General features: G+C 68.5%; 18 protein-coding genes and 1 tRNA gene. 14 read left to right on the plus strand and 5 right to left on the minus strand.

Annotation, left to right across the window (positions count from 1 at the left end; genetic code table 11):
* Positions 1–41: 41 nt before the first annotated feature.
* Complete coding sequence (locus K9U40_RS13980; RefSeq protein WP_282890785.1) at positions 42–1,025, minus strand: polysaccharide deacetylase family protein; 984 nt, start codon at positions 1,023–1,025, stop codon at positions 42–44.
* 218 nt (positions 1,026–1,243) lie between these two features.
* Here K9U40_RS13980 and pdxY point away from each other — a divergent pair, with 218 nt between their 5' ends.
* The 10 genes from pdxY to K9U40_RS14030 all read left to right on the plus strand — a co-directional run bounded on the left by pdxY (position 1,244) and on the right by K9U40_RS14030 (position 11,624).
* The gene (gene pdxY, locus K9U40_RS13985) at positions 1,244–2,092 is read left to right on the plus strand and encodes a pyridoxal kinase PdxY (RefSeq protein ID WP_282890786.1); all 849 of its coding nucleotides are present in this window, start codon (positions 1,244–1,246) and stop codon (positions 2,090–2,092) included.
* A 99-nt stretch (positions 2,093–2,191) separates the two neighbouring features.
* The gene (locus K9U40_RS13990; RefSeq protein ID WP_282890787.1) at positions 2,192–3,124 is read left to right on the plus strand and encodes a PhzF family phenazine biosynthesis protein; all 933 of its coding nucleotides are present in this window, start codon (positions 2,192–2,194) and stop codon (positions 3,122–3,124) included.
* A 137-nt stretch (positions 3,125–3,261) separates the two neighbouring features.
* Positions 3,262–4,356, plus strand: a complete 1,095-nt coding sequence (locus K9U40_RS13995; RefSeq protein WP_282890788.1) for an alkene reductase — start codon at positions 3,262–3,264, stop codon at positions 4,354–4,356.
* The gene (locus tag K9U40_RS14000; protein WP_282890789.1) at positions 4,353–5,111 is read left to right on the plus strand and encodes an NUDIX hydrolase; all 759 of its coding nucleotides are present in this window, start codon (positions 4,353–4,355) and stop codon (positions 5,109–5,111) included. The genes K9U40_RS13995 and K9U40_RS14000 overlap by 4 nt, the downstream gene beginning before the upstream one ends.
* A gap of 389 nt (positions 5,112–5,500) precedes the next feature.
* The gene (locus K9U40_RS14005; RefSeq protein WP_282890790.1) at positions 5,501–7,084 is read left to right on the plus strand and encodes a 2-isopropylmalate synthase; all 1,584 of its coding nucleotides are present in this window, start codon (positions 5,501–5,503) and stop codon (positions 7,082–7,084) included.
* Between the two features lie 400 nt (positions 7,085–7,484).
* Positions 7,485–8,471, plus strand: coding sequence for a tripartite tricarboxylate transporter substrate binding protein BugD (locus K9U40_RS14010; RefSeq protein WP_282890791.1), 987 nt, complete (start codon positions 7,485–7,487; stop codon positions 8,469–8,471).
* 320 nt (positions 8,472–8,791) lie between these two features.
* Positions 8,792–9,253 carry a tripartite tricarboxylate transporter TctB family protein gene (locus K9U40_RS14015; RefSeq protein ID WP_282890792.1) on the plus strand — a complete coding sequence of 154 codons (462 nt, stop codon included), beginning with the start codon at positions 8,792–8,794 and terminating at the stop codon, positions 9,251–9,253.
* Positions 9,254–9,265: 12 nt separating this feature from the next.
* On the plus strand, positions 9,266–10,765 hold the full coding sequence (locus K9U40_RS14020; RefSeq protein ID WP_282890793.1) for a tripartite tricarboxylate transporter permease: 1,500 nt from the start codon (positions 9,266–9,268) through the stop codon (positions 10,763–10,765).
* Positions 10,766–10,908: 143 nt separating this feature from the next.
* A tRNA-Lys gene (locus K9U40_RS14025) sits at positions 10,909–10,984 on the plus strand.
* Between the two features lie 460 nt (positions 10,985–11,444).
* Positions 11,445–11,624: a hypothetical protein gene (locus tag K9U40_RS14030; protein WP_282890794.1), complete on the plus strand. Its 180-nt coding sequence runs from the start codon at positions 11,445–11,447 to the stop codon at positions 11,622–11,624.
* 103 nt (positions 11,625–11,727) lie between these two features.
* Here the strand turns inward: K9U40_RS14030 and fae are convergent, their stop codons facing one another.
* Complete coding sequence (gene fae, locus K9U40_RS14035; RefSeq protein WP_282890795.1) at positions 11,728–12,237, minus strand: formaldehyde-activating enzyme; 510 nt, start codon at positions 12,235–12,237, stop codon at positions 11,728–11,730.
* Positions 12,238–12,417: 180 nt separating this feature from the next.
* Positions 12,418–13,653, minus strand: a complete 1,236-nt coding sequence (locus K9U40_RS14040) for a glycosyl hydrolase (protein ID WP_282890796.1) — start codon at positions 13,651–13,653, stop codon at positions 12,418–12,420.
* Positions 13,654–13,842: 189 nt separating this feature from the next.
* Here K9U40_RS14040 and K9U40_RS14045 point away from each other — a divergent pair, with 189 nt between their 5' ends.
* The 4 genes from K9U40_RS14045 (at position 13,843) to K9U40_RS14060 (ending at position 17,578) form a co-directional block, all read left to right on the plus strand.
* Positions 13,843–14,763, plus strand: coding sequence for a metallophosphoesterase family protein (locus K9U40_RS14045; protein ID WP_282890797.1), 921 nt, complete (start codon positions 13,843–13,845; stop codon positions 14,761–14,763).
* Between the two features lie 155 nt (positions 14,764–14,918).
* Positions 14,919–15,437, plus strand: coding sequence for a Spy/CpxP family protein refolding chaperone (locus K9U40_RS14050; protein WP_282890798.1), 519 nt, complete (start codon positions 14,919–14,921; stop codon positions 15,435–15,437).
* Positions 15,438–15,701: 264 nt separating this feature from the next.
* Positions 15,702–16,955 carry an MFS transporter gene (locus K9U40_RS14055; RefSeq protein ID WP_282890799.1) on the plus strand — a complete coding sequence of 418 codons (1,254 nt, stop codon included), beginning with the start codon at positions 15,702–15,704 and terminating at the stop codon, positions 16,953–16,955.
* A gap of 164 nt (positions 16,956–17,119) precedes the next feature.
* Positions 17,120–17,578, plus strand: a complete 459-nt coding sequence (locus tag K9U40_RS14060) for a hypothetical protein (RefSeq protein WP_282890800.1) — start codon at positions 17,120–17,122, stop codon at positions 17,576–17,578.
* A gap of 187 nt (positions 17,579–17,765) precedes the next feature.
* On the opposite strand, the gene K9U40_RS14065 is transcribed toward K9U40_RS14060, so the two are convergent.
* On the minus strand, positions 17,766–18,758 hold the full coding sequence (locus K9U40_RS14065) for a DMT family transporter (RefSeq protein WP_282890801.1): 993 nt from the start codon (positions 18,756–18,758) through the stop codon (positions 17,766–17,768).
* Between the two features lie 341 nt (positions 18,759–19,099).
* Positions 19,100–20,146, minus strand: coding sequence for a GTP 3',8-cyclase MoaA (moaA, locus tag K9U40_RS14070; protein WP_282890807.1), 1,047 nt, complete (start codon positions 20,144–20,146; stop codon positions 19,100–19,102).
* Positions 20,147–20,365: the final 219 nt, after the last annotated feature.

Consider the following 20,365-nt stretch of genomic DNA (forward strand, 5'->3'; position numbering starts at 1 on the left):
GGCTGGCCTCCGTTCGGGCCTGGGGGCGCTCTCCCGCCGCCTTATTGCGCCGGCAGGATGCGTTTGCCGCCGCGCGCCGCGTCGTCATAGACGCGGGTGTCGCCGGGCTTCAGGGAATAGCAGGTGTCGGCGATCACCGGCCGTCCCGCCGCCAGAAGCTGGCCCACGGTGGCGAAGCGGTAGCCCTTGGCCCTGAGCGCCGGGATCAGGATCTTCAGCGCCTCGGCGGTGTGCTTGCCGCGTCCGTTGGCGTGCATGAGCACGATGGAGCCGGGCCGGATGCCGCGCAGCATGTCCTCGGCCATGCCCTTGGCCCCGATGAAGGCGGGATCGCCCGAATCCACGTCCCACTGGATGGCGAGGTGGCCGCTGTCGTTCACATAGTTCAGGGATTCGGCGCTGCACGAGCCGTAGGGGAAGCGGAACAGGGCGCCGCCGCCGGTGCCCTGCGCCGATGCGCTCGGCAGCATGCAGCCCCTGGCCTGGACCTCGCTGCGGCGCAGGGCAAGGGCGATGTCCGCGTCGTCCACCTGCCGGCGCATGGCGTCGCCGGTGCGCACGGTGAGGTTGGCGTGGGACCAGGTGTGGTTGCCCATCTCGAACTGGGGGTCGGCGGTGAGCTGGTCGCCGCGCTCGGCATGGCTCATCAGCCACTTGCCGCCGGCGAAGAAGGTCGCCGCGACCCCCTCGGCGCGCAGATAGTCCACGATGGCCCCGTCATAGCCGGAAATCTCGCCCGACGCCTCGCACAGGTCGAAGGTGAGGGCGACCAGCTTCTGCCCCGCCGGCAGGTCCACCCGGCGGATGGAGCCGCGCAGGGCGGCCGGCACCGGGGGCAAAGACGGCGCCGCCATGTCGGGCAGGTTCACCGGGCCACCGGCGCGCGGGCGCACGATCTCCTCGCCCGGCCGCGCCGCCAGTGCTGCTGGCGCAAAGCAGGCGGGGCCCGCCGCCGGCCCGGCGAGAACCGGAACGGAGAGGGGCAGCAGCAGAAGCGCGAGGCAAAAGGCGGATCGGACGGACACGGGACACTCGACAGGTGCGAAGGATCGTGCTTGGGCATAGGCTCGTCGGCCGCCCTTGGCCAGTGCGCGGCGGTCACGACCTGTTGCGCGCCGAAACATCAGCGCGAGCATGGCCGTGGATCACCAGATTCCATTTGAGAAGGGTGCGGCGGCAGGCTAACCGGCGGGAATGGGGCGCCGGCCATCGGATGGCGCCCTGATCGCAGGATCGAAAGCCCATGAACGTCCTCTCCATCCAGTCCCATGTCGCCTACGGCCATGTGGGCAATTCCTCCGCCGTGTTCCCGCTGCAGCGGCTCGGGGTGGAGGTGTGGGCCATCAACACCGTGCAGTTCTCCAACCATACCGGCTATGGCGCGTGGCGGGGGCAGGTGTTCGAGGCGCAGGTCATCGGCGAGCTGGTGGAAGGCATCACCGAGCGCGGCGTGCTGCCGCGCTGCGACGGCGTGCTCTCCGGCTACATGGGCTCGGCGGACATCGGCGCCGCCATCCTCGACGCGGTGGCGCGGGTGAAGGCGGCCAACCGCAACGCCGCCTATTGCTGCGACCCGGTGATCGGCGATGTGGGCCGCGGCATTTTCGTGCGCCCCGGCATCGCCGAGCTGATGCGTGACCTGGCGGTGCCGGCGGCGGATGTCATCACCCCCAACCAGTTCGAGCTGGAGTTGCTCTCGGGCCGCGCCTGCGCCTATCTCGACGATGCCATCGCCGCCTGCGACGCCCTGCATGCGCGGGGGCCGAAGGTGATCCTCGTCACCAGCCTCAATGTGGCGGAGACGCCGCCCGACTGCATCGACCTGATCGCCTCGGGGCCGGACGGGCGCTTCCTGGTGCGCACGCCGCGCCTGGCGGTCTCGCTCAACGGGGCGGGGGACGCCATCGCCGCCCTGTTCTTCTTCCACGTGCAGCGCACGGGATCGACCGCCGAGGCGGTTTCCGCCGCCGCATCCTCCATTTACGGGGTGCTGGAGCGGACGGAAAAGGCACAGTCTCGAGAATTGCTGCTGGTGGAGGCCCAGGATGAGTTCGTGCGGCCTTCCCGGCTCTTTTCCGCCTCGGTGATCTGAGGCAGAAATGTGGCAGCCGCCGGTGGCGGCCGCGATTCTGAAGAACCGTGCGCAGGGGCGCGGGGGTGTCCTTCCGCCGAGCGTCGAGACCTGATCCCAATGCCGCGCCGCTTCGTGACCCTGGATGTGTTCACCTCCCGCCCGTTCGGGGGCAATCCGCTCGCCGTGGTGCTCGACGCCCAGGGGCTCGACGACGCGGCCATGCAGCAGATCTCCCGCGAGTTCAACGTCTCCGAGACGGTATTCGTGCTGCCGCCGAAGAATCCGGCCAACCGGGCGCGCATCCGCATCTTCTCGGTGGCCCACGAGATGCCGTTCGCCGGCCATCCCACCGTGGGGGCGGCGGTGCTGCTGGCGCTGGAGGACAATCTCGCCAAGGGCACCTTGAGGATCGAGGAGCCCATCGGCACCGTCACCTGCGAGGTGACGACCCAAGGCATGGGGCAAGGGGCCGGCCAGGGAGCCGGCCAAGGCGCGGGCTCGCGCAAGGGGGCGGCGGTGTTCACCGTGCCACGCAAGGGCGAGCTGGAGGAGGTGGACATCTCCCGCGCCGCCTGCGCCGAGGCGCTGAGCCTCGACGAGAGCGACATCGGCTTCGACGCCCACCGGCCGGTGGTGGCCTCGGCCGGCGTGCCGTTCTTGTTCGTGCCGCTGGCCGACCTCACCGCGCTCGCCCGCGCCCGGCCGGACGAGGCGGCCTTCATCAATTCGCTCGGTGGCTTCGGCGAGGCGCTCTACCTCTACACGCTGGACGAGGAGGGCGACGCCGACTTCCGCGCCCGCATGTTCTCCCCCGGCCTCGGCACCGAGGAGGACCCCGCCACCGGCGCCGCCGCGGCCGCCTTTCCCTGCGTCCTCCTCGACGCCGAGAACCGGGTGGACGGCCACCACAAGGTGCGCATCGACCAGGGCTTCGAGATGGGGCGTCCCAGCCGGATGGATCTCGGCTTCACGGTGAAGGGCGGGCAGGTGCTGGACGCCACCATCGGCGGCTCCGCCGTGGTGATCGCCGAAGGGGTGCTGCACATCTGAGCCTTATCAATATGTGGATTTGAAAGAACTCACGGAGCCCGTGGGGAATAGCGTGCCGTTTGACCTTGGCGCGGCCGGGATCTCTCCTATGTGTGCTGCATCGCAACACTCCCACAGGCCCGTCCGGAGGGTTTCCCATGAGCGCAGCCACCCTGTTCGACAGCTTCCGCCTCGGCGACATGACCCTGCCCAACCGCATCGTCATGGCGCCCCTGACCCGCAACCGCGCCGGCGCCGGCTTCGTGCCGGGCCCGCTGGCACCGGAATATTACGCCCAGCGCGCCGATGCCGGCCTGCTCATCACCGAGGCCTCGCAGATCTCCCAGCAGGGCCAGGGCTATCAGGACACCCCCGGCATCTACACCGACGCCCAGGTGGAGGGCTGGAAGGCCGTGACCGACGCCGTGCACGCCAAGGGCGGGCACATCGTCATCCAGCTCTGGCACGTGGGCCGGGTGTCCCACACCGCGCTGCAGCCGGACGGCGGCGCACCGGTGGCGCCGTCCGCCATCCGGGCCGAGACCAAGACCTTCGTGAACAACGGCTTTGCCGACACCTCCGAGCCCCGCGCGCTGGAGCGCTCCGAGATCGCCGGCATCCTTGAGGATTATCGCCGCGCCGCCGCCAACGCCATCAAGGCCGGCTTCGACGGCGTGGAGATCCACGGCGCCAACGGCTACCTGATCGACCAGTTCCTGCGCGACGGCGCCAACCAGCGCACCGACGATTATGGCGGCTCCATCGAAAACCGCACCCGCTTCCTGCTGGAGGTGGTGGACACCATCATCGGAGAGATCGGCGCCAACCGCACCGGCCTGCGCCTGTCGCCCGTATCCCCCGCCAACGGCCTCACGGATTCCGATCCCCAGGCGCTGTTCAATCACGTGATGGAGGAACTGGAGAAGCGCCACCTGCTCTATATCCATGTGGTGGAGGGCGCTACCGGCGGCCCGCGCGACGTGGCGCCGGACTTCTCCTTTGAACAGCTGCGCAAGCGCTTCACCGGCCCGTGGATGGTGAATAACGGCTACGACCTCGACCTCGCGGTGCGCGCGCTCGCCGAGGGCCGGGCCGACCTCGTGGCCTTCGGCAAGCCGTTCATCTCCAATCCGGACCTGGTGGAGCGGCTGCGCCGCAACGCCCCCCTGAACGAGCCCGACCGCGACACCTTCTACGGCGGCGGCGCCAAGGGCTATACCGACTATCCCACCCTCGCGGACGCCGCGGCGTGACCGCCGACGCCGGCTGGGGGGTCAAATGGAACGTGGACCGGCGCATCGCGCCGGTCCATCGGCTTGACCTGCGCGCCGAGCCGGGCGGCTGGCCGGAGCTGGACACCCGCCGCGCCGAGGTGGAGGCCCATTTCGCCCAAAGGGCGGCGGACAATCCGCATTTGTGGAACGGTCCCATATTGCTGCTGCGCGATTATGCCTTCTCGGACGGCGTGCTCTCCGGCGGCTTCCGGCAGACGGATTTTGCCGCCTTCACCTTCTGGCGCGACGCGGGCTGGCGCGACCTCGGCATGGTCAATGCCTTCGCCCTCGCGGCCATCGAAGGGGTGGATGGCGGCTTCATCCTGGGGGTGATGGGGCCGCATACGGCCTCGGCCGGGCGCACCTATTTTCCCGGCGGCACCCCCGACCCCTCCGACATCACCGCCGAGGGGCGGGTGGACCTCCACGCCTCCATGCTCCGCGAGCTGGAGGAAGAGACCGGCCTTTTGCCCTCCGATATCGCCCGTGACGAAGGCTTCACCGGCCTGTTCGACGGCCCGCGTGTGGCGCTGCTCGGCCGTCTCGTGTTCGACGCCCCGGCGGACGCGCTGGCCGCGCGCATCCGCGCCTTCCTGGCACGGGAGGGCCAGCCGGAGCTTTGCGACGTGGCGGTGGTGCATTCGGAAGCCGACATCACCCGTGAGATGGCACCGTTCGCGGTGGACTACATGCGCGCGCGCTGGGCGGCGCGGGGACAGGCTGTTGCACGGTGAACCCTCCCCCGCAGGCGGGAGAGGGAGTGACGGCGCTCCATTTCAAGCGGAGCCACGCCCACGAGCGCTCGCCCCTTGCGCGCGGGCCATCCCTCCGGTATGAGCTTCCTCCCGATCTATCGAGCGAAGAGTAGAGCGCCCCGTGTCGTCCCGTGCGACCAAGACTGCCGCTTCTGCCCCCCGGACCATCAAGGTTCCGGGCAACGCTCTGATTCTGCGCGCGCTTCTTCTCCTTAGCCGCCCCTGAGGGCCGGCCGGGCACACGCCTGGGCACTCAGGGGACACGCCGCCGCCGGGTTGAAGACCCGGCGCCCGTTTCGGCTTATGATCCGGCAAAACCACGCCCGACCGATGAAGGGCTCCGCCGGACCGCCAGAAGGACCGTTCCGATGACCGACACTTCCGCCGCCCCCGTCGCCGGCAAGCCCGTATCCGATCGCGACCGGGTTATCATCTTCGACACCACCCTGCGCGACGGCGAGCAGTGCCCCGGCGCCTCCATGACTTTCGAGGAGAAGCTGGAAGTGGCCGCGCTCCTCGACGAGATGGGCGTGGATGTGATCGAGGCCGGCTTCCCCATCGCCTCCATCGGCGATTTCGAGAGCGTGGCGGAGATCGCCCGCCGGGCGAAGAATGCCACCATCGCCGGTCTCTCCCGCGCCGCGCTGAACGACATCGACCGCTGCGCCGAGGCGGTGAAGCACGCGAAGCGCGGGCGCATCCACACCTTCCTGTCCACCTCGCCGGTGCACATGAAGTACAAGCTCCAGAAGCAGCCCCACGAGGTGCTGGAGATGGTGGTGGCCTCAGTCACCCGCGCCCGCAACCATGTGGAGGACGTGGAGTGGTCGGCCGAGGACGGCACCCGCACCGAGATCGACTTCCTGTGCCGCTGCGTGGAAGCCGCCATCAAGGCCGGCGCCACCACCATCAACATTCCCGATACCGTGGGCTACACCACTCCGGCCGAGTATGAGGCCCTGTTCCGCACCGTGATCGAGCGCGTGCCCAACTCCGACAAGGCCGTCTTCTCGGTCCATTGCCACGACGATCTCGGCCTGGCGGTGGCCAACTCGCTGGCCGGCCTCGCCGGCGGCGCGCGGCAGATCGAATGCACCGTCAACGGCATCGGCGAGCGCGCGGGCAATGCGGCGCTCGAAGAAGTGGTGATGGCCATCGAGACCCGCTCGGACGTGCTGCCCTATCGCTCGGGCATCAATACCAGGATGTTGACCCGCGCCTCCAAGCTGGTGTCGGCGGTGACCTCGTTCCCGGTGCAGTACAACAAGGCCATTGTCGGCCGGAATGCCTTCGCCCATGAGAGCGGCATCCACCAGGATGGCATGCTCAAGCATACCCAGACCTACGAGATCATGACGCCGGAAAGCGTCGGCGTCTCCAAGACCTCGCTGGTCATGGGCAAGCATTCGGGCCGCGCCGCCTTCCGCGACAAGCTCAAGACCATGGGCTACGAGCTGGGCGAGAACGCCCTGAACGACGCCTTCACCCGCTTCAAGGACCTCGCCGACCGCAAGAAGGTGGTCTATGACGAGGACATCGAGGCGCTGGTGGACCAGGGCATCGCCGCCGCGCACGATCGCATCAAGCTCATCTCCTTGTCGGTCATCGCCGGCACCCGCGGCCCGCAGCGCGCCACCATGAAGCTGGAGGTGGACGGCCAGGTGAAGACCGAGGAGGCCGAGGGCAACGGCCCGGTGGATGCCACCTTCAACGCCATCAAGGCGCTGGTGCCCCATCAGGTGAAGCTCGACCTCTACCAGGTCCACGCGGTCACCGAGGGCACCGACGCGCAGGCGGAAGTCTCGGTGCGGCTGGAAGAGAACGGCAAGGCCGTGACCGCCCGCTCGGCGGACCCGGACACGCTGGTTGCCTCCGCGCAGGCCTACATCACCGCCCTCAACAAGCTGCAGATGAAGCGTCAGACCATGAACCCGCAAAGCGCCGCGGGCTGACCGTCAGGATCGTTGCGACCAAGACAAGGGCCGCCCCTCCGGGGGCGGCCTTTTGCTTTGGCGCTCCGCTCGGTCGCCTGAGGGAGAGCCCGCGGGCTTTTGATGTTCGCATTTTTCTTCCCTCTCAGGTTCGTGGCAGGGGAAATCGGCGGCGCCGAAGCCCGGCTCCGAATGCCGGTCCTGATAAAAATTGTTTTATTATCAATATTTTATGTCGTGTGGCTGGGCTGTGGCGGGGCGATCTGATGGCGGCGGGGCCGGCGGATGGTGCCCCGCTGCGGGCCGGCCGGTACGGGGGAGCCGCCGCGGTGACGCCATTTCGGGCTTGACGGGTGCCCTTACGCGACCTTCAAAAGAGGCAAGGGCGTTCGCCAGAAACGCCCTTTAGGAGGAAACCCCCATGCGTATCCTGTCAGCGGCGCTCGCCATCGCCGCCGCGCTCGGACTGTCCACGGGTCTTGCCCCTGTCGCCGGCGCCCAGACCTATCCCAGCCGCCCCATCACCATGGTGGTGCCTTTCGCCGCGGGCGGGCCGACCGACACGGTGGCGCGCCTCGTCGCCGAATCCATGTCCAAGACCCTGGGCCAGCAGGTGATCGTGGAGAATGTGGGCGGTGCCGGCGGCACCCGTGGCGCGGGCCAGGTGGCGAAGGCAGCCCCGGACGGATACACGCTGCTGCTCCACCATATCGGCCACGCCACCGCGGCCAGCCTCTACCGCAAGCTGCCCTACAATCCCGCCACGGACTTCGAGGCGGTGGGCCTCGTCACCGCCGTGCCCATGACCATGATCGCCAAGAACGGCTTCGCGCCCAAGACCATGGCCGAGGTGATCGAATACGTGAAGGCGAACAAGGACAAGGTGACCTACGGCAATGCGGGCGTCGGCTCTGCCTCGCACCTGTGCGGCATGCTGTTCATGTCCACCATCGGCGCCCAGATGACGACGGTGCCCTATCAGGGCACGGGCCCGGCCATGAACGACCTCGTGGGCGGCCAGATCGACCTCATGTGCGACCAGACCACCAACACCACCGGCCAGATCAAGGGCGGCAAGGTGAAGGCCTATGCGGTGACCACCAAGGACCGGGTGAAATCCCTGCCCGACGTGTCCACCATGCAGGAAAGCGGGCTGAAGGATTTCGAGGTGGCGGTCTGGCACGGCATCTACGTGCCCAAGGGCACGCCGAAGGACATCGTGGACAAGTTGAACGCCGCGCTCAGCACTGCGCTTGATGACCCCAAGGTGATCGCCCGCTTCGCCGACCTCGGCACCGAGCCGGAGCTCAAGGATCGCCGTAGCCCGGCCTTCCACAAGGCGTTCGTGACCTCCGAGATCGGCAAGTGGAAGCCCATCATCCAGGCCGCCGGCGTCTACGCCGACTGACCTGCCGGGCGCGAGTGAGGGCAGGGGCGGGACCCGAGCGGGGCGACTGAACGCGCCGTCTCGGTCCATCCCCGCCTCCATGGCGCAGGACGCGTGCCGGCCGCCCGGAGTGCGATGCATCCCCGTGGCGCGCGGCCCGGATCGCCCGGAGTCCGCATGGCGGGCTCCGGGCGCAGCCGTCCATGCAAGACCGGCCGGCGGGTGCGCCCGGATGCGACGGGCAAGGCACGGCGGGCGAACCGCGCTGCTCCGGGGCGGGCGCCGGATCCAGTCGCGGAGCGACACTCAAGCAGAACAACAATCGGTGGAGCGAGGGGCTCATGCATATCATCCGCAATCCCAGGGATGTCCTGTCCGGACTCCTCTTCCTCGTGCTCGCGGCGCTGTTCGCCTGGCAGACGCAGGAACTGCCCATGGGCACGACGGTGCGCATGGGGCCGGGTTTCTTCCCGCTGCTGCTCGCCGGCCTGCTCGGCCTTCTGGGGCTGATCGTGCTCGTCAACGGCCTGCGCTTTCCCGGCGAGATGCCGAGCGGCATCGCGTGGTGGGCGCTCGGCGTCATCGTCTTCTCGGTCGTCTTCTTCGGCTTCGCCGTGCGACCCCTCGGCTTCCTGCCGGCGCTCGCCATCTCGGTGTTCGTCTCGGCGCTGGCCAGCCGCAAGTTCCATCTGGTGACCGCCACCGCCATCACGGCGGCGATGACGCTGTTCGCCTGGGCGGTCTTCATCAAGGGGCTGGGCCTGCCTTTGCCCCTGCTCGGCCCCTGGCTCGGCGGCTACTGAGGAGCGAAGGTCATGGAACTCTTCGACAATCTCGCCCTCGGCTTCTCTGTCGCCCTGTCCTTCCAGAACCTGTTCTACTGCTTCCTGGGGGTGCTGCTCGGCACCCTCATCGGCGTGCTGCCGGGCCTCGGCCCCATCGCCACCATCGCCATGCTGCTGCCCATCACCTTCGGGCTGCCGCCGGTGTCCGCGCTCATCATGCTGTCGGGCATCTATTACGGCGCCCAGTATGGCGGCTCCACCACCGCGATCCTCATCAACCTGCCGGGTGAATCGTCGTCCGTGGTGACCGCCATCGACGGCCACCAGATGGCGAAGAACGGCCGCGCCGGGGCGGCGCTGGCCACGGCGGCGCTGGGCTCCTTCTTCGCCGGCACGGTGGCGACCTTCCTGCTCGCGGTGTTCGCGCCGCCGCTGGCGGATCTGGCGCTGCAGTTCGGTCCGCCGGAATATTTCTCGCTGATGGTGCTGGGCCTTGTCGCCTCGGTGACGCTGGCGTCGGGCTCGGTGGTCAAGGCCATCGCCATGATCGTGCTCGGCCTGCTGCTGGGCCTCTCGGGCCAGGACATCTACACCGGCACTCCGCGCTTCACCTTCGACTTGCCCGAGCTTTCCGATGGCTTCGATTTCGTGGCTTTGGCCATGGGCATGTTCGGCATCAGCGAGATCATCCGCAACCTGGAGGACGAGCACGAGCGCTCCCTCGTGGCGGCCAAGGTGAAGAGCCTGATGCTCACCAAGGAGGAGTTCAAGCGCATCATCGGCCCGGTGCTGCGCGGCACGGCGCTGGGCTCCTTCCTGGGCATCCTGCCCGGCGGCGGGGCCATGCTGTCGTCCTTCGCGTCCTATTCCATCGAGAAGAAGATCTCGAAGACCCCGCGCGAGTTCGGCCGCGGCGCCATCGAGGGCGTGGCCGGGCCGGAGAGCGCCAACAATGCCGGCGCGCAGACCTCCTTCATCCCCATGCTGACGCTCGGCATCCCCTCCAACCCGGTGATGGCGCTGATGATCGGCGCCCTGATCATCCAGGGCATCACGCCGGGGCCGAACGTGGTCACCGAGAAGCCGGACCTGTTCTGGGGCGTCATCGCCTCCATGTGGATCGGCAATTTCATGCTGGTGCTGCTCAACCTGCCATTGATCGGGCTGTGGGTGCGGCTCTTGACTGTGCCGTACCATGTCATGTTCCCGGCGATCATCGCGTTCTGCTGCATCGGCGTGTACAGCGTGAACAACAATACGTTCGACGTCTATTCCATGGCCCTGTTCGGGGTGCTGGGCTATGCGCTGGTGAAGCTCGATTGCGAGCCGGCGCCACTGCTGCTGGGCTTCGTCATCGGCCCCATGCTGGAGGAATATCTGCGCCGCGCCATGCTGATCTCGCGCGGCGACCCCATGGTGTTCGTGACGCGGCCCATCTCCGCCATCCTGCTGATGCTGGCGGTGGCGGCGCTGGTGGTGGTGCTTTTGCCCTCGGTGCAGAAGACCCGCGAGGAGGCCTTCAAGGAATAGGGCAGGGCAGAGCGGGAGGGGTGGTGCCCGGTACCGGTTCCCGGCGCGGATGGCGCGCCTGTGGAAAAACCACCCCTTCCGCTCTTGCCAGCCCCGAATGCATTTGCTACACGGACGCCTCCTTCCGGGGGCACCTCCGGAACGGGCGCATAGCTCAGTTGGTAGAGCAGCTGACTCTTAATCAGCGGGTCCTAGGTTCGAGCCCTAGTGCGCCCACCACTTATCCCAGCGGTGGCAAGGACGAGCCCTGAAGGCGGTCGCTTTCCGGCGCTCCCGGGGACTTTCAAGCACAACAGGCTTAACCATCCGGCCGGCCGGCTCCTCGCGCATGCATATGCGGTCATGGCCGGCCCTGATCTGCCTGCAAGGCGCGAAAATGGCGGTCCCGGCAATCACATCGCGTCCGCCCGTCGCGTGAGACGGTCATAGAAGAGGCTGTTGCGATACTGCAGTGCAGCAGGACAATGGCTGCCATATACCGCGCTGCGGCAAGAATATATTACCCTCCAACCAAGGAACGGGGTGAAGTCGGTGGCAATTTCTGCTTTACTCTCGTTCCAAACACAATGTCCCCGGAACGACGGGGTGCGGGAGGGATGCTGTGACTTTTGAAACCAACGGTCGGCCGCGCCGGCCCATTGGTCGTGTGGCGGCGAGGAGTATCGCCGTCAAGGATGGCATGGGGCGCGAGGGCGCGGCGGTGCTGGTTGTCGCCCTGTCGTGCGCCATTTCGGGCCTGATGATGGGCCTGTGCCTTGCGGCCGCCCACTGGCCGGCTTTGGCCTTCCTGTTCGGCGCCGTGCTCGCGGGCACGGGCGTGTGGTTCGCCAAGGATCTGATGGCCGAGCAGAAGGCCTGAGGCCACGTGTTTGAAGATGGCGTTCGGCTCGCGGGCCGGACGCCATTTTCGTTTGCCCGCCATTTTCGTTTGCCCGCATCGGCCCGCGCGGGCCGGACCGGGATCAGCCGGCGGCGAAGGGATGGCGCGCGCTCGACATCCGTGCCAGCACGTCCGTGGGCCGGGGCGTGCCGCTCACCGCGCGCTCGATGGCGATGCGGGTGGCCTCGCGGTTGAAGGCCTGGATCTTCGCATTGTCGCTCGCATCCCAGTGGATGAAGACGCCGACGCAGATGAAGATGTCGTCGGCCTCCTCCACCGGGATGATGCCCTCCGCCACGCAGTCGGTGACCGCCCTGGCCACCGCATATTGCGCCGGGCCGAACATCTGCACCGCCTGGCGGGCGTCCTTGATGGTCACCTTGTTGAACAGCACGGTGGCGGGCTTGGCCAGAAGGTTGGGCTCCACCACGGCGAGCAGGGTGGTGAAGCCGTCCTTGTTGTTGGTCAGCGCATTGACGAACGCGGTCTCGGCGGACGAGCCGCGCGGGCCCATGACGAGGTCGATATGGGCGACCTCGTTGCCCTCGCCCACGAGGGCCTCGCCCACCATCAGGCGATCAATCTTCGGCATGAAACCCTCCAAAAATGCATGACATTCTGAAACGGGCCGCGGGTTTCCCGCAGCTGTTCCCTTTGTCATGCAATAACGCGACCGGCCCCCGCCCGCGCCGGGGCGCATCCCCATCCGTGGGATTCGCAGGGCGACCGGTTCCGCAGGCTGGTCCCGTTCGCGCGGATCGTGCTCCGGGGCTCACTGGACCTCGAACGGCAGGTTGCCGGTGGCGGCGGCGCCGCGGCCGTCGCGCACGGTGACGAACACCCGGTAGCGGCCCGGCGGCAGGCCGGCGATGCGCACGCCGACGGGGGAGGGATCGTGGATGCCGGCGGGAAAGCTCGGGGGCACCGGCTCGGGATCGCCACCGACGCTGCGGACGGTGGTCTCGGCCATGATCGCCCAGTCCATCCGCAGCGGGTCGCCGTCCGGATCGGTGGCCGTCAGGCGCACCTGCGTGCCGCTGTCGGCGGTGAAGCGCACGGGGCCGGCGAAGGTGAGGGCGAGGATGCGCGGCGCCCGGTTGGCGCCGCCGGGGGGCGTTCCGCCCCAGGATTCGGCCATGGCCTCCACCGTCTCGGTCCATTCGCCGGTGGGCAGCAGCAGGGAATACCAGGTGGGCGTCACCTCCTGCTTCTGGCCCCACAGGAAGGGCATGGCGCCCACCCCCGCCTGCTTGGCCGTGAGCAGGTAGCGCCGCACGCGGTCGGCCTTGGCGGTGGAGGTGGGCTCCAGCTTGGCGCCCCACGGCGTTCCGGGCGCGTCCCAGTGGCCCTGCGCGCCCATCTCGGTGAGGATCAGCGGGCCGGTCCAGCCCTGTGCCCGGGCCCGCTTGACCGCGGTGAGCAGTCCGTCGCCATAGCCGTTGATGCCGATGACGTCGATGCTGGGGGCGTGGCGCCTGATCAGGGCGGCCTTGTCCTGCCCCACCTCGGCGAGGGCCACCAGGGTGGGGTGCTGGCCGTCCAGCGTCTTGGCGAGCTTCGCCGCCTCCTCGATGGCCGGCCACACGGCCATGGCGTCCTCGGGGGTGAGGTCCACTTCCACCTCGTTGCCGATGCCCCACATGAGCAGGGCCGGATGGGTGCGATAGCGCTCCACCATGTGGCGCAGCGTCTCCAGCTGCTGGGCTACGGCGGCGCGGTTGGCATAGTCGAAGCCGAGGCGGGGATGCCCGAGCCACAAGCCGACGATCACCTTCAGGCCGGCGCGCTGGGCGGCGTCGAGGATCTCCCCCGGCTCCTGCCCGTAGGTGCGGATCGTGTTGGCGCCGAGCGCCTTCAGCTCGCCGAGGCGCGTCTCGGCGCTTGTGCCGTTGGGGATGAAGGGCTTGCCATCCACGATGATGTCGGCGCCGCGCACGGAAACCTGCGCGGCGTGGAGGACGGAGGGGAGAAGCAGCGCGCTGAGCGCGAGGGAGAGGGCACGACGCACGGCAACCGGACTCGCGTTTTGAAACCTGATCGACTGCACTGCACCATGAAGGGTGCGGGGGCATGGCGGCAAGGCCAACTTGACGCGGCCGAGGGTCCGGCGCCTCGCGCCCGGCGGTCGGCGGCGGGGTGAACAGGGCGGGCGATCTGCTATAAGGCCCGCGTTCGCGGCTGCAGCGAGGTCCCGCCCATGTTCGTGCTCGCCCACCTCTCCGATCCCCACCTCGGACCCATCCCCGAGGCGCGGATCTCCGAGCTTCTGGGCAAGCGCTTCTTCGGTATGATGAACTGGATCGGCGCGCGGCGGCGCAATTTCGGCGCGGCCACCCTGGCCCCGCTCATCACCGACATCCTCGCCCACGCGCCGGACCACATCTGCGTCACCGGCGACCTCGTGAATGTGAGCCTGCCGGCGGAGTTCGATACCGGCGCCACCTTCCTCGCCTCCCTGGGCGCGCCGGAGAGGGTCTCCGTGGTGCCGGGGAACCACGACGCCTATGTGCGCTCGGCCATGCACTATCACCTGGAGCACTGGGCGCCGTTCCTCGCCGGCGACGACACCCATCCCCACACCCCGGTGGACGTGGACGCCTTTCCCTATGTGCGCCGGCGCGGTCCGGTGGCGGTGGTGGGCGTATCCACCGCCGTGCCCACCGCCGTGTTCCTCGCCAGCGGGGAGGTGGGCCGCGGCCAGCGCACCCGTCTCGGGGCCCTGCTGGCGCAGCTGAAGGCGGAAGGGCTGTTCCGGGTGGTGATGATCCACCATCCGCCGGTGGGCGAGCGCCCCTTCCATCGCGACCTGCGCGATGCCGCCGCGGTGCGGGCGGTGCTGGCGGAAGCCGGGGCGGAGCTGGTCATCCACGGCCACGACCACCGCGCCTCGCTCGGCGAGATCGCCGCGGAGGCCGGGCCGATCCCGGTGGTGGGCGTGCCCTCCGCCTCGGCGGGGCCGGAGTCCGAGCGCGGTCCGGGCGGCTACTGCCTCTACCGCGTCTCCGGTGCGCCCGGCGCGTGGCGGTGCGACATGGAGCGGCGGGGTTACAAGCGGGGCGAAACGAGCGTTCAGTCGCTGACGCGGCAAATCCTCTTCGGCGATGCGGCCGTTTCGTAACAGTCATGGCAAAAACGTGCCGTTGAAACGGCATGGATGTGACCGGCGAAGTCCCAGCGTAACGACTTGTAACGCAAGGTTGATTACAGAACTTTAAGTTGCCCGCGGGCGGCTCGGAGCCGATGCTTCCTTCGTCCCTTGAAGGAGGACTACAGATGAAACGAGCCGTCATTGCCGCCACTGCCGCTGCGCTCATCGCCGGCTCGGCGGCGACCTTCGCCGCCAATTCCAATGCCGGCCCCGATGCCGGCGGCCGCTGGCATCCCAGCGCCGAGGACCGTGCCATCCTCACCGATGCGCGCATCGTCGCCCTGAAGACCGCGCTCAAGCTCACGCCCGAGCAGGAGAAGCTCTGGCCCGGCGTGGAAGCGACGCTGAAGCAGGTGTCGCAGGACCGGATGGCCCGTCGCGATGAAGCGCGCGCCGCCCGTCAGGCGGCCCGCGAGTCCAATGCGCCGCCCGATCCCATCGCCCGGATGCGCGCCATGGCCACCCGCATGGATGCCGGCGCGGCCGACCTGCGCAAGATCGCGGATGCCGCAGACCCGCTCTACAAGACCCTGGACGAGAGCCAGAAGCAGCGCCTCAACCTGATGCTGCGCCACCAGTTCCGCGGCATGGGCGGCCCGCATGGCCCGCATGGTCCTCACGGCGACGGCCCGCGTCGCGGCTGACCTGACGATGCGTCATCCCCCGTCGGCGTCGATCCATGATGCCGACGGGGGCGCCGGGCGCCGTTCCGGCGCTGTCGATCCGGGTCGCGGCCAAGGGCTCAAGTCCTTCATCGGCCGTGGATCATGCCCCGCAGCGCGCCTTCTGACAGGCTCCCATGAGCATCCTTCATGGATTCGTTGACGATTATTGATTTTCAATAGGGCTGGCCAATCCATAGAATGGCTGTGAAAGGCGCCGACCGGCGCCGCACAGCGAGACGTTCCATGTCTGCCACGTCCTCAGTGTCGGCGCCTCCGGGCGCGCGGCGCGCGGTCCCCGCCATCCTGATCCTGGTGGCCGGTTGCCTCATCGCCCTCATCACCTTCGGCCCGCGCTCCGTCTTCGGCCTGTTCCTGTTGCCCATGTCGCAGGAATTCGGCTGGGGCCGCGACGTGTTCGGCCTCGCGGTGGCGGTGCAGAACCTGCTCTGGGGCCTCGGCTCGCCGTTCGCGGGCGCGGTGGCGGACCGGTTCGGCACCGTGCGCGTGATGTGCGCCGGCGCGCTGCTCTATGCCGCCGGCCTCGCGCTCATGGCCTATGCCACCACGCCTGGCCTTTTACACCTGACCGCCGGCGTGATGGTGGGCTTCGGCCTGTCCGCGGCGTCCTTCAACCTGGTGCTCGCCGCCTTCGGCAAGCTCCTGCCCAACGAGTGGAAGTCCATCGGCTTCGGCGCGGCGACGGCGGCGGGCTCCTTCGGCCAGTTCCTGTTCCCGCCGCTGACCCGCGCGCTGATGGATTCCATCGGCTGGCACGAGACGCTGATCATCTTCGGCGCATCGCTGCTCATCGTCATGCCGTTCTCGCTGGCGCTGGCCACGCGCGGCGTGGCCCCGGCCGGATCGGAGGCGGCGGTTCAGGCGCCGCAGCAGAGCATCGGCGCCGCTCTCGGCGAGGCGCTGCGCCATCCGAGCTATGTGATGTTGGTGCTCGGCTTCTTCACCTGCGGCTTCCAGCTCGCCTTCGTCACCGTACACATGCCCGCCTTCCTGGTGGACAACGGGGTGAGCCTTTCGGTGGGTGCCTACACGCTGGCGCTGATCGGCCTGTTCAACATCATCGGCTCGCTCACGGCGGGCTACCTGTCCAGCCGGGTCTCGCGCAAGTGGCTGCTGGCCTGGATCTATGCCGGGCGCGGGGTGGCCATCGCCGCGTTCGTGCTGATGCCCATCACGCCTATGTCCTGCTACCTGTTCGGCGCGGCCATGGGCTTCCTGTGGCTGTCCACCGTGCCGCCCACCTCGGGCCTCGTGATGCTCATGTTCGGCACCCGCTACATGGCCATGCTGTACGGCTTTGCCTTCTTCTCCCACCAGGTGGGCGGCTTCCTCGGCGTGTGGCTCGGCGGCGCGCTCTACGAGGCGTTCGGCTCCTATGCCTGGGTGTGGTGGCTGTCGGTGGCGCTGTCATTTGCCTCCGCCGCCATCAATTTGCCCATCAAGGAGCGCCCGGTGCAGCGGGTTGCCGCCGCGGTGTGAGCGCAGCGGCTCCCGGCCGGACCGCGACCTTGAGGGCACGGTCCGGGCAAATTCCGACGCGGCAGGGGGACCGGCGTGTTCTCCTGCTGTTCCGGACTCTTGACAACAACCGGTGGTCTCTGCGCAACGTGTGAGGGATCGGAACAGGTAATCGCGAACGAGCCATGCGCAGCATCCTTCTCGCGGCCTTGGGCTTTGCCGCATTCTCGTGTGTCCCGGCCTCGGCCCAGCAGCTCTCGGCCCAGCAGGCGCGGGAGTTCGTGGTGGGCAAGATGTTCTCCTTCAGCTGCTTCGAGGGATCGAAGGGGGCGGGACGCATCTATCCGGACGGCTCCGTCGCCGGCATGATCACCATGCCCGACAAGGAGCCCCGCTTCGTCCGCCTGCCCGCCAACACCCTGCGCGTGCGCGGCGACAATGTGTGTGGCTTCGTCAAAGGCATGACCTTCGAGCCCTGCTTCGATCTGGTGAAGACCGGGGCCGGTTCGTTCCGCGGCTCCCTTGCCGGCGTCCAGACCATGTGGTGCGAGTTCGTGAGCGCGGGCGGCGAGCGGAACCAGGTCGCCTCGCGCCGCGCCAAGGCCAAGCCCCGCAGCGCCACCGCGGAAGCCTCCGCGGAATAGCGGGGCTGGGGCACGCGCCGATCAGCTCGCATCGCAAGCTGATCGGACAACGCGTTCTCTTTCTTGAATGTGGAGCGTGGTGCAAGCCCCGCCATGTGGGCACGATCCCGCGTGACGCCTCATCCGCCCGGCGCCAGGAGCACGCTCGATAAGGCTCCGCCGGCGAGGACGCTCAGGCGACGAGGGCTCAGTCCCGCGAGGGCGCGCAGGCGGCGGCGGGCCGGCAGCTGGGCACCGATGCGCCGAGACCCGAGGCGCCCGCTGCGGCACGGCGCGCCGCCCGGCTCTTCTCATGCTCGCGGTGCACCGCATAGAGCCCAGCCCCCACCACCAGCACCATGCCCACGGTCGTCCAGGCATCCGGCAGGTCGCCGAAGACGAAATAGCCCGACACCAGCGCGCCGAATACCAGCAGGTAGCGCAACGGCGAGACCGAGGCGACCGGCGCATTGCGGAAGGCGAAGACCAGCAGCAGCGTCCCGCCCGCAAAGGCCACGCCCGAGGCGACGATATAGGCCATCACCGCGACGGACGGCAGTCGCCAGCTTTCCCAGGCCATGAAGACCGCGGCGGTGGCGCACAGCACCAGCGTGCCGGAAAAGCCCACCACGGTGCCGGGAATCTCCCGGCCGATGCCGCGGGTGGACACGTCGCGCACCGCGCCGAACAGGGCGGCGAGCAACGGCAGGATGGCGATGGCGTTGAATGTGGCGGGATCCGGCCGGGTCACGATGATGGCCCCGCAGAAGCCGACCACGATGGCACACCAGCTGCGCCAGCCCACCTTTTCCCCCAGCATGGGCACGGCCAGCGCCGTGGTGATGAGCGGCGTCGCCATGTAGATGGTGGTGGATGAGGCGATGGGCATCACCGCCAGCGCCGCCACATAGACGAAGGTGGTCAGCGTATCGAGGGTGGAGCGCATCACGACGCGGGGGTGGAATGCATAGCGCAGGGCCGGCAGGTCCCCGGCGCGCACGATCAGCACGAACAGCACCAGGCCGGCCAGGAACGAGCGCAGGCCGAGGGCCTCGCCGAGCGGGATCTCGCGGATGGCAAGCTTGAGGAAGGTATCGTTGGTGACGAACAGCGCCATGGAGAGGCCCATGGCCACCACGCCCTTCACCGCCGAGGGAGCGGCGGTGGCGGCGGGCTTTGCCGCTGCGGGAAGGCTGCTCATGCCGCGCACTCCGCCGGATGCGTTGCCCGGCGCGCTGGCGCGGATGCCTGGCCAATGGCGGAGTGTGCAGCAATGGAGACCATGTCGACGCACAGGCGCACGGCGGCCCGGGGCAGGCTCACGATCGACCTCTTGGGGTTCGCTCCCACGGCGCGAACGTCTTGTCCGCACCTCATCGATTAGTTGAACCAGATGTAGCTGATTTCAGGTAAATCGGGCCTTGCGGAATCCCGGGAGCTCGCGCGCGAGCCCTTCGCGCGCCGCATGCCGCGGCCACCTCTTCGCCGCAATTCCTGCCGCGCCTGAGCGGAGAACCGCCCGATGCCGGTAAGGGGCGCGGATCAGCCGCCGGTGGTGCTCATGTGCCGGCTGACCGCCGGCTGGCGGGTGCGACGGTCGATGACGAAATCGTGGCCCTTGGGCTTGCGGAAGATGGCATCGTCGATGGCCCGCTGCAGCAGGGCATCATCCTTCGAGGCCCGCAGCGGCGCCCGCAGGTCGGCCGCATCCTCCTGGCCGAGGCACATATAGAGCGTGCCGGTGCAGGTGACGCGCACCCGGTTGCAGCCCTCGCAGAAATTGTGGGTCATGGGCGTGATGAAGCCCAGCCGTCCGCCGGTCTCCTTCACCTCCACATAGCGCGCCGGCCCGCCGGTGCGATAATCAATATCGGTGAGGGTGAAGCGCTCTTCCAGCCGTGCGCGCACGTCGGACAGTGGCAGATACTGGTCCACCCGCTCCTCGCCCACCTCGCCCAGCGGCATCACCTCGATGAGGGAGAGGTCGTGGCCCTCGCCGTGGGCCCATTCCATCATGGAGGCGATCTCGTGCTCGTTCACGTCCTTGAGCGCCACCGCGTTGATCTTCACCTTGAGCCCGGCCGCGCTGGCGGCCTTCACGCCCTCCAGCACCTTGGAGAGCTCGCCCCAGCGGGTGATGGCGCGGAACTTGGCCACGTCCAGCGTATCAATGGAGACGTTGATGCGCTTCACCCCGCAGGCGGCGAGATCTGCCGCGTGGCGGGCAAGCTGGGAGCCGTTGGTGGTCAGCGTCAATTCCTCGAGCTGCCCGGTTTCCATGTGGCGGGAGAGGCTGCGGAACAGGGTCATCACGTCCCGGCGCACCAAAGGCTCGCCGCCGGTGAGGCGCAGCTTTCTCACCCCGCGCAGCACGAAGGCGCTGCACAGGCGGTCCAGCTCCTCCAGGCTGAGCAGGTCCTGCTTGGGCAGGAAGGTCATGTGCTCGGCCATGCAATAGACGCAGCGGAAATCGCAGCGGTCGGTCACGGAGACGCGCAGATAGGTGACGGCGCGGCCGAACGTATCCACCAGCGGTCCGGCCTCAGCCGCCGCCGCCACGCTTGGCCTGTCGATCAGATCCCTTGGCACATCACTCACGAGACCACTCCCACATCCACCCTGCGCCGCCTCTCCCGCCGGCTTCTCCGCCGATCTCGAAGGCCCGGCGCCGCCGGCCTGCCGGGAGATTCCCAAGGCGGCTGCGGCAGTGCGCGGACTTCGGCGCACGCTCTATATATCGTATGCAAGCAACCCATGGATAGGGTCGGGGCCGGTACACATTGCGGTGTGGTCCCGTCCGAGCGCGAT

This window comes from Xanthobacter autotrophicus (genome assembly GCF_030015065.1).
Taxonomy (GTDB): Bacteria; Pseudomonadota; Alphaproteobacteria; order Rhizobiales; family Xanthobacteraceae; genus Xanthobacter; species Xanthobacter autotrophicus_D.

Bases quoted from the DNA above. Each gene is read 5' to 3' on its own strand.
- pdxY (WP_282890786.1), top strand. From the start codon at position 1,244: ATGAACGTCCTCTCCATCCAGTCCCATGTCGCCTACGGCCATGTGGGC.
- K9U40_RS13990 (WP_282890787.1), top strand. From the start codon at position 2,192: ATGCCGCGCCGCTTCGTGACCCTGGATGTGTTCACCTCCCGCCCGTTC.
- K9U40_RS13995 (WP_282890788.1), top strand. From the start codon at position 3,262: ATGAGCGCAGCCACCCTGTTCGACAGCTTCCGCCTCGGCGACATGACC.
- K9U40_RS14005 (WP_282890790.1), top strand. From the start codon at position 5,501: ATGACCGACACTTCCGCCGCCCCCGTCGCCGGCAAGCCCGTATCCGAT.
- K9U40_RS14010 (WP_282890791.1), top strand. From the start codon at position 7,485: ATGCGTATCCTGTCAGCGGCGCTCGCCATCGCCGCCGCGCTCGGACTG.
- K9U40_RS14015 (WP_282890792.1), top strand. From the start codon at position 8,792: ATGCATATCATCCGCAATCCCAGGGATGTCCTGTCCGGACTCCTCTTC.
- K9U40_RS14020 (WP_282890793.1), top strand. From the start codon at position 9,266: ATGGAACTCTTCGACAATCTCGCCCTCGGCTTCTCTGTCGCCCTGTCC.
- K9U40_RS14030 (WP_282890794.1), top strand. From the start codon at position 11,445: ATGGGGCGCGAGGGCGCGGCGGTGCTGGTTGTCGCCCTGTCGTGCGCC.
- fae (WP_282890795.1), bottom strand. From the start codon at position 12,237: ATGCCGAAGATTGATCGCCTGATGGTGGGCGAGGCCCTCGTGGGCGAG.
- K9U40_RS14045 (WP_282890797.1), top strand. From the start codon at position 13,843: ATGTTCGTGCTCGCCCACCTCTCCGATCCCCACCTCGGACCCATCCCC.
- K9U40_RS14050 (WP_282890798.1), top strand. From the start codon at position 14,919: ATGAAACGAGCCGTCATTGCCGCCACTGCCGCTGCGCTCATCGCCGGC.
- K9U40_RS14055 (WP_282890799.1), top strand. From the start codon at position 15,702: ATGTCTGCCACGTCCTCAGTGTCGGCGCCTCCGGGCGCGCGGCGCGCG.
- K9U40_RS14060 (WP_282890800.1), top strand. From the start codon at position 17,120: ATGCGCAGCATCCTTCTCGCGGCCTTGGGCTTTGCCGCATTCTCGTGT.
- K9U40_RS14065 (WP_282890801.1), bottom strand. From the start codon at position 18,758: ATGAGCAGCCTTCCCGCAGCGGCAAAGCCCGCCGCCACCGCCGCTCCC.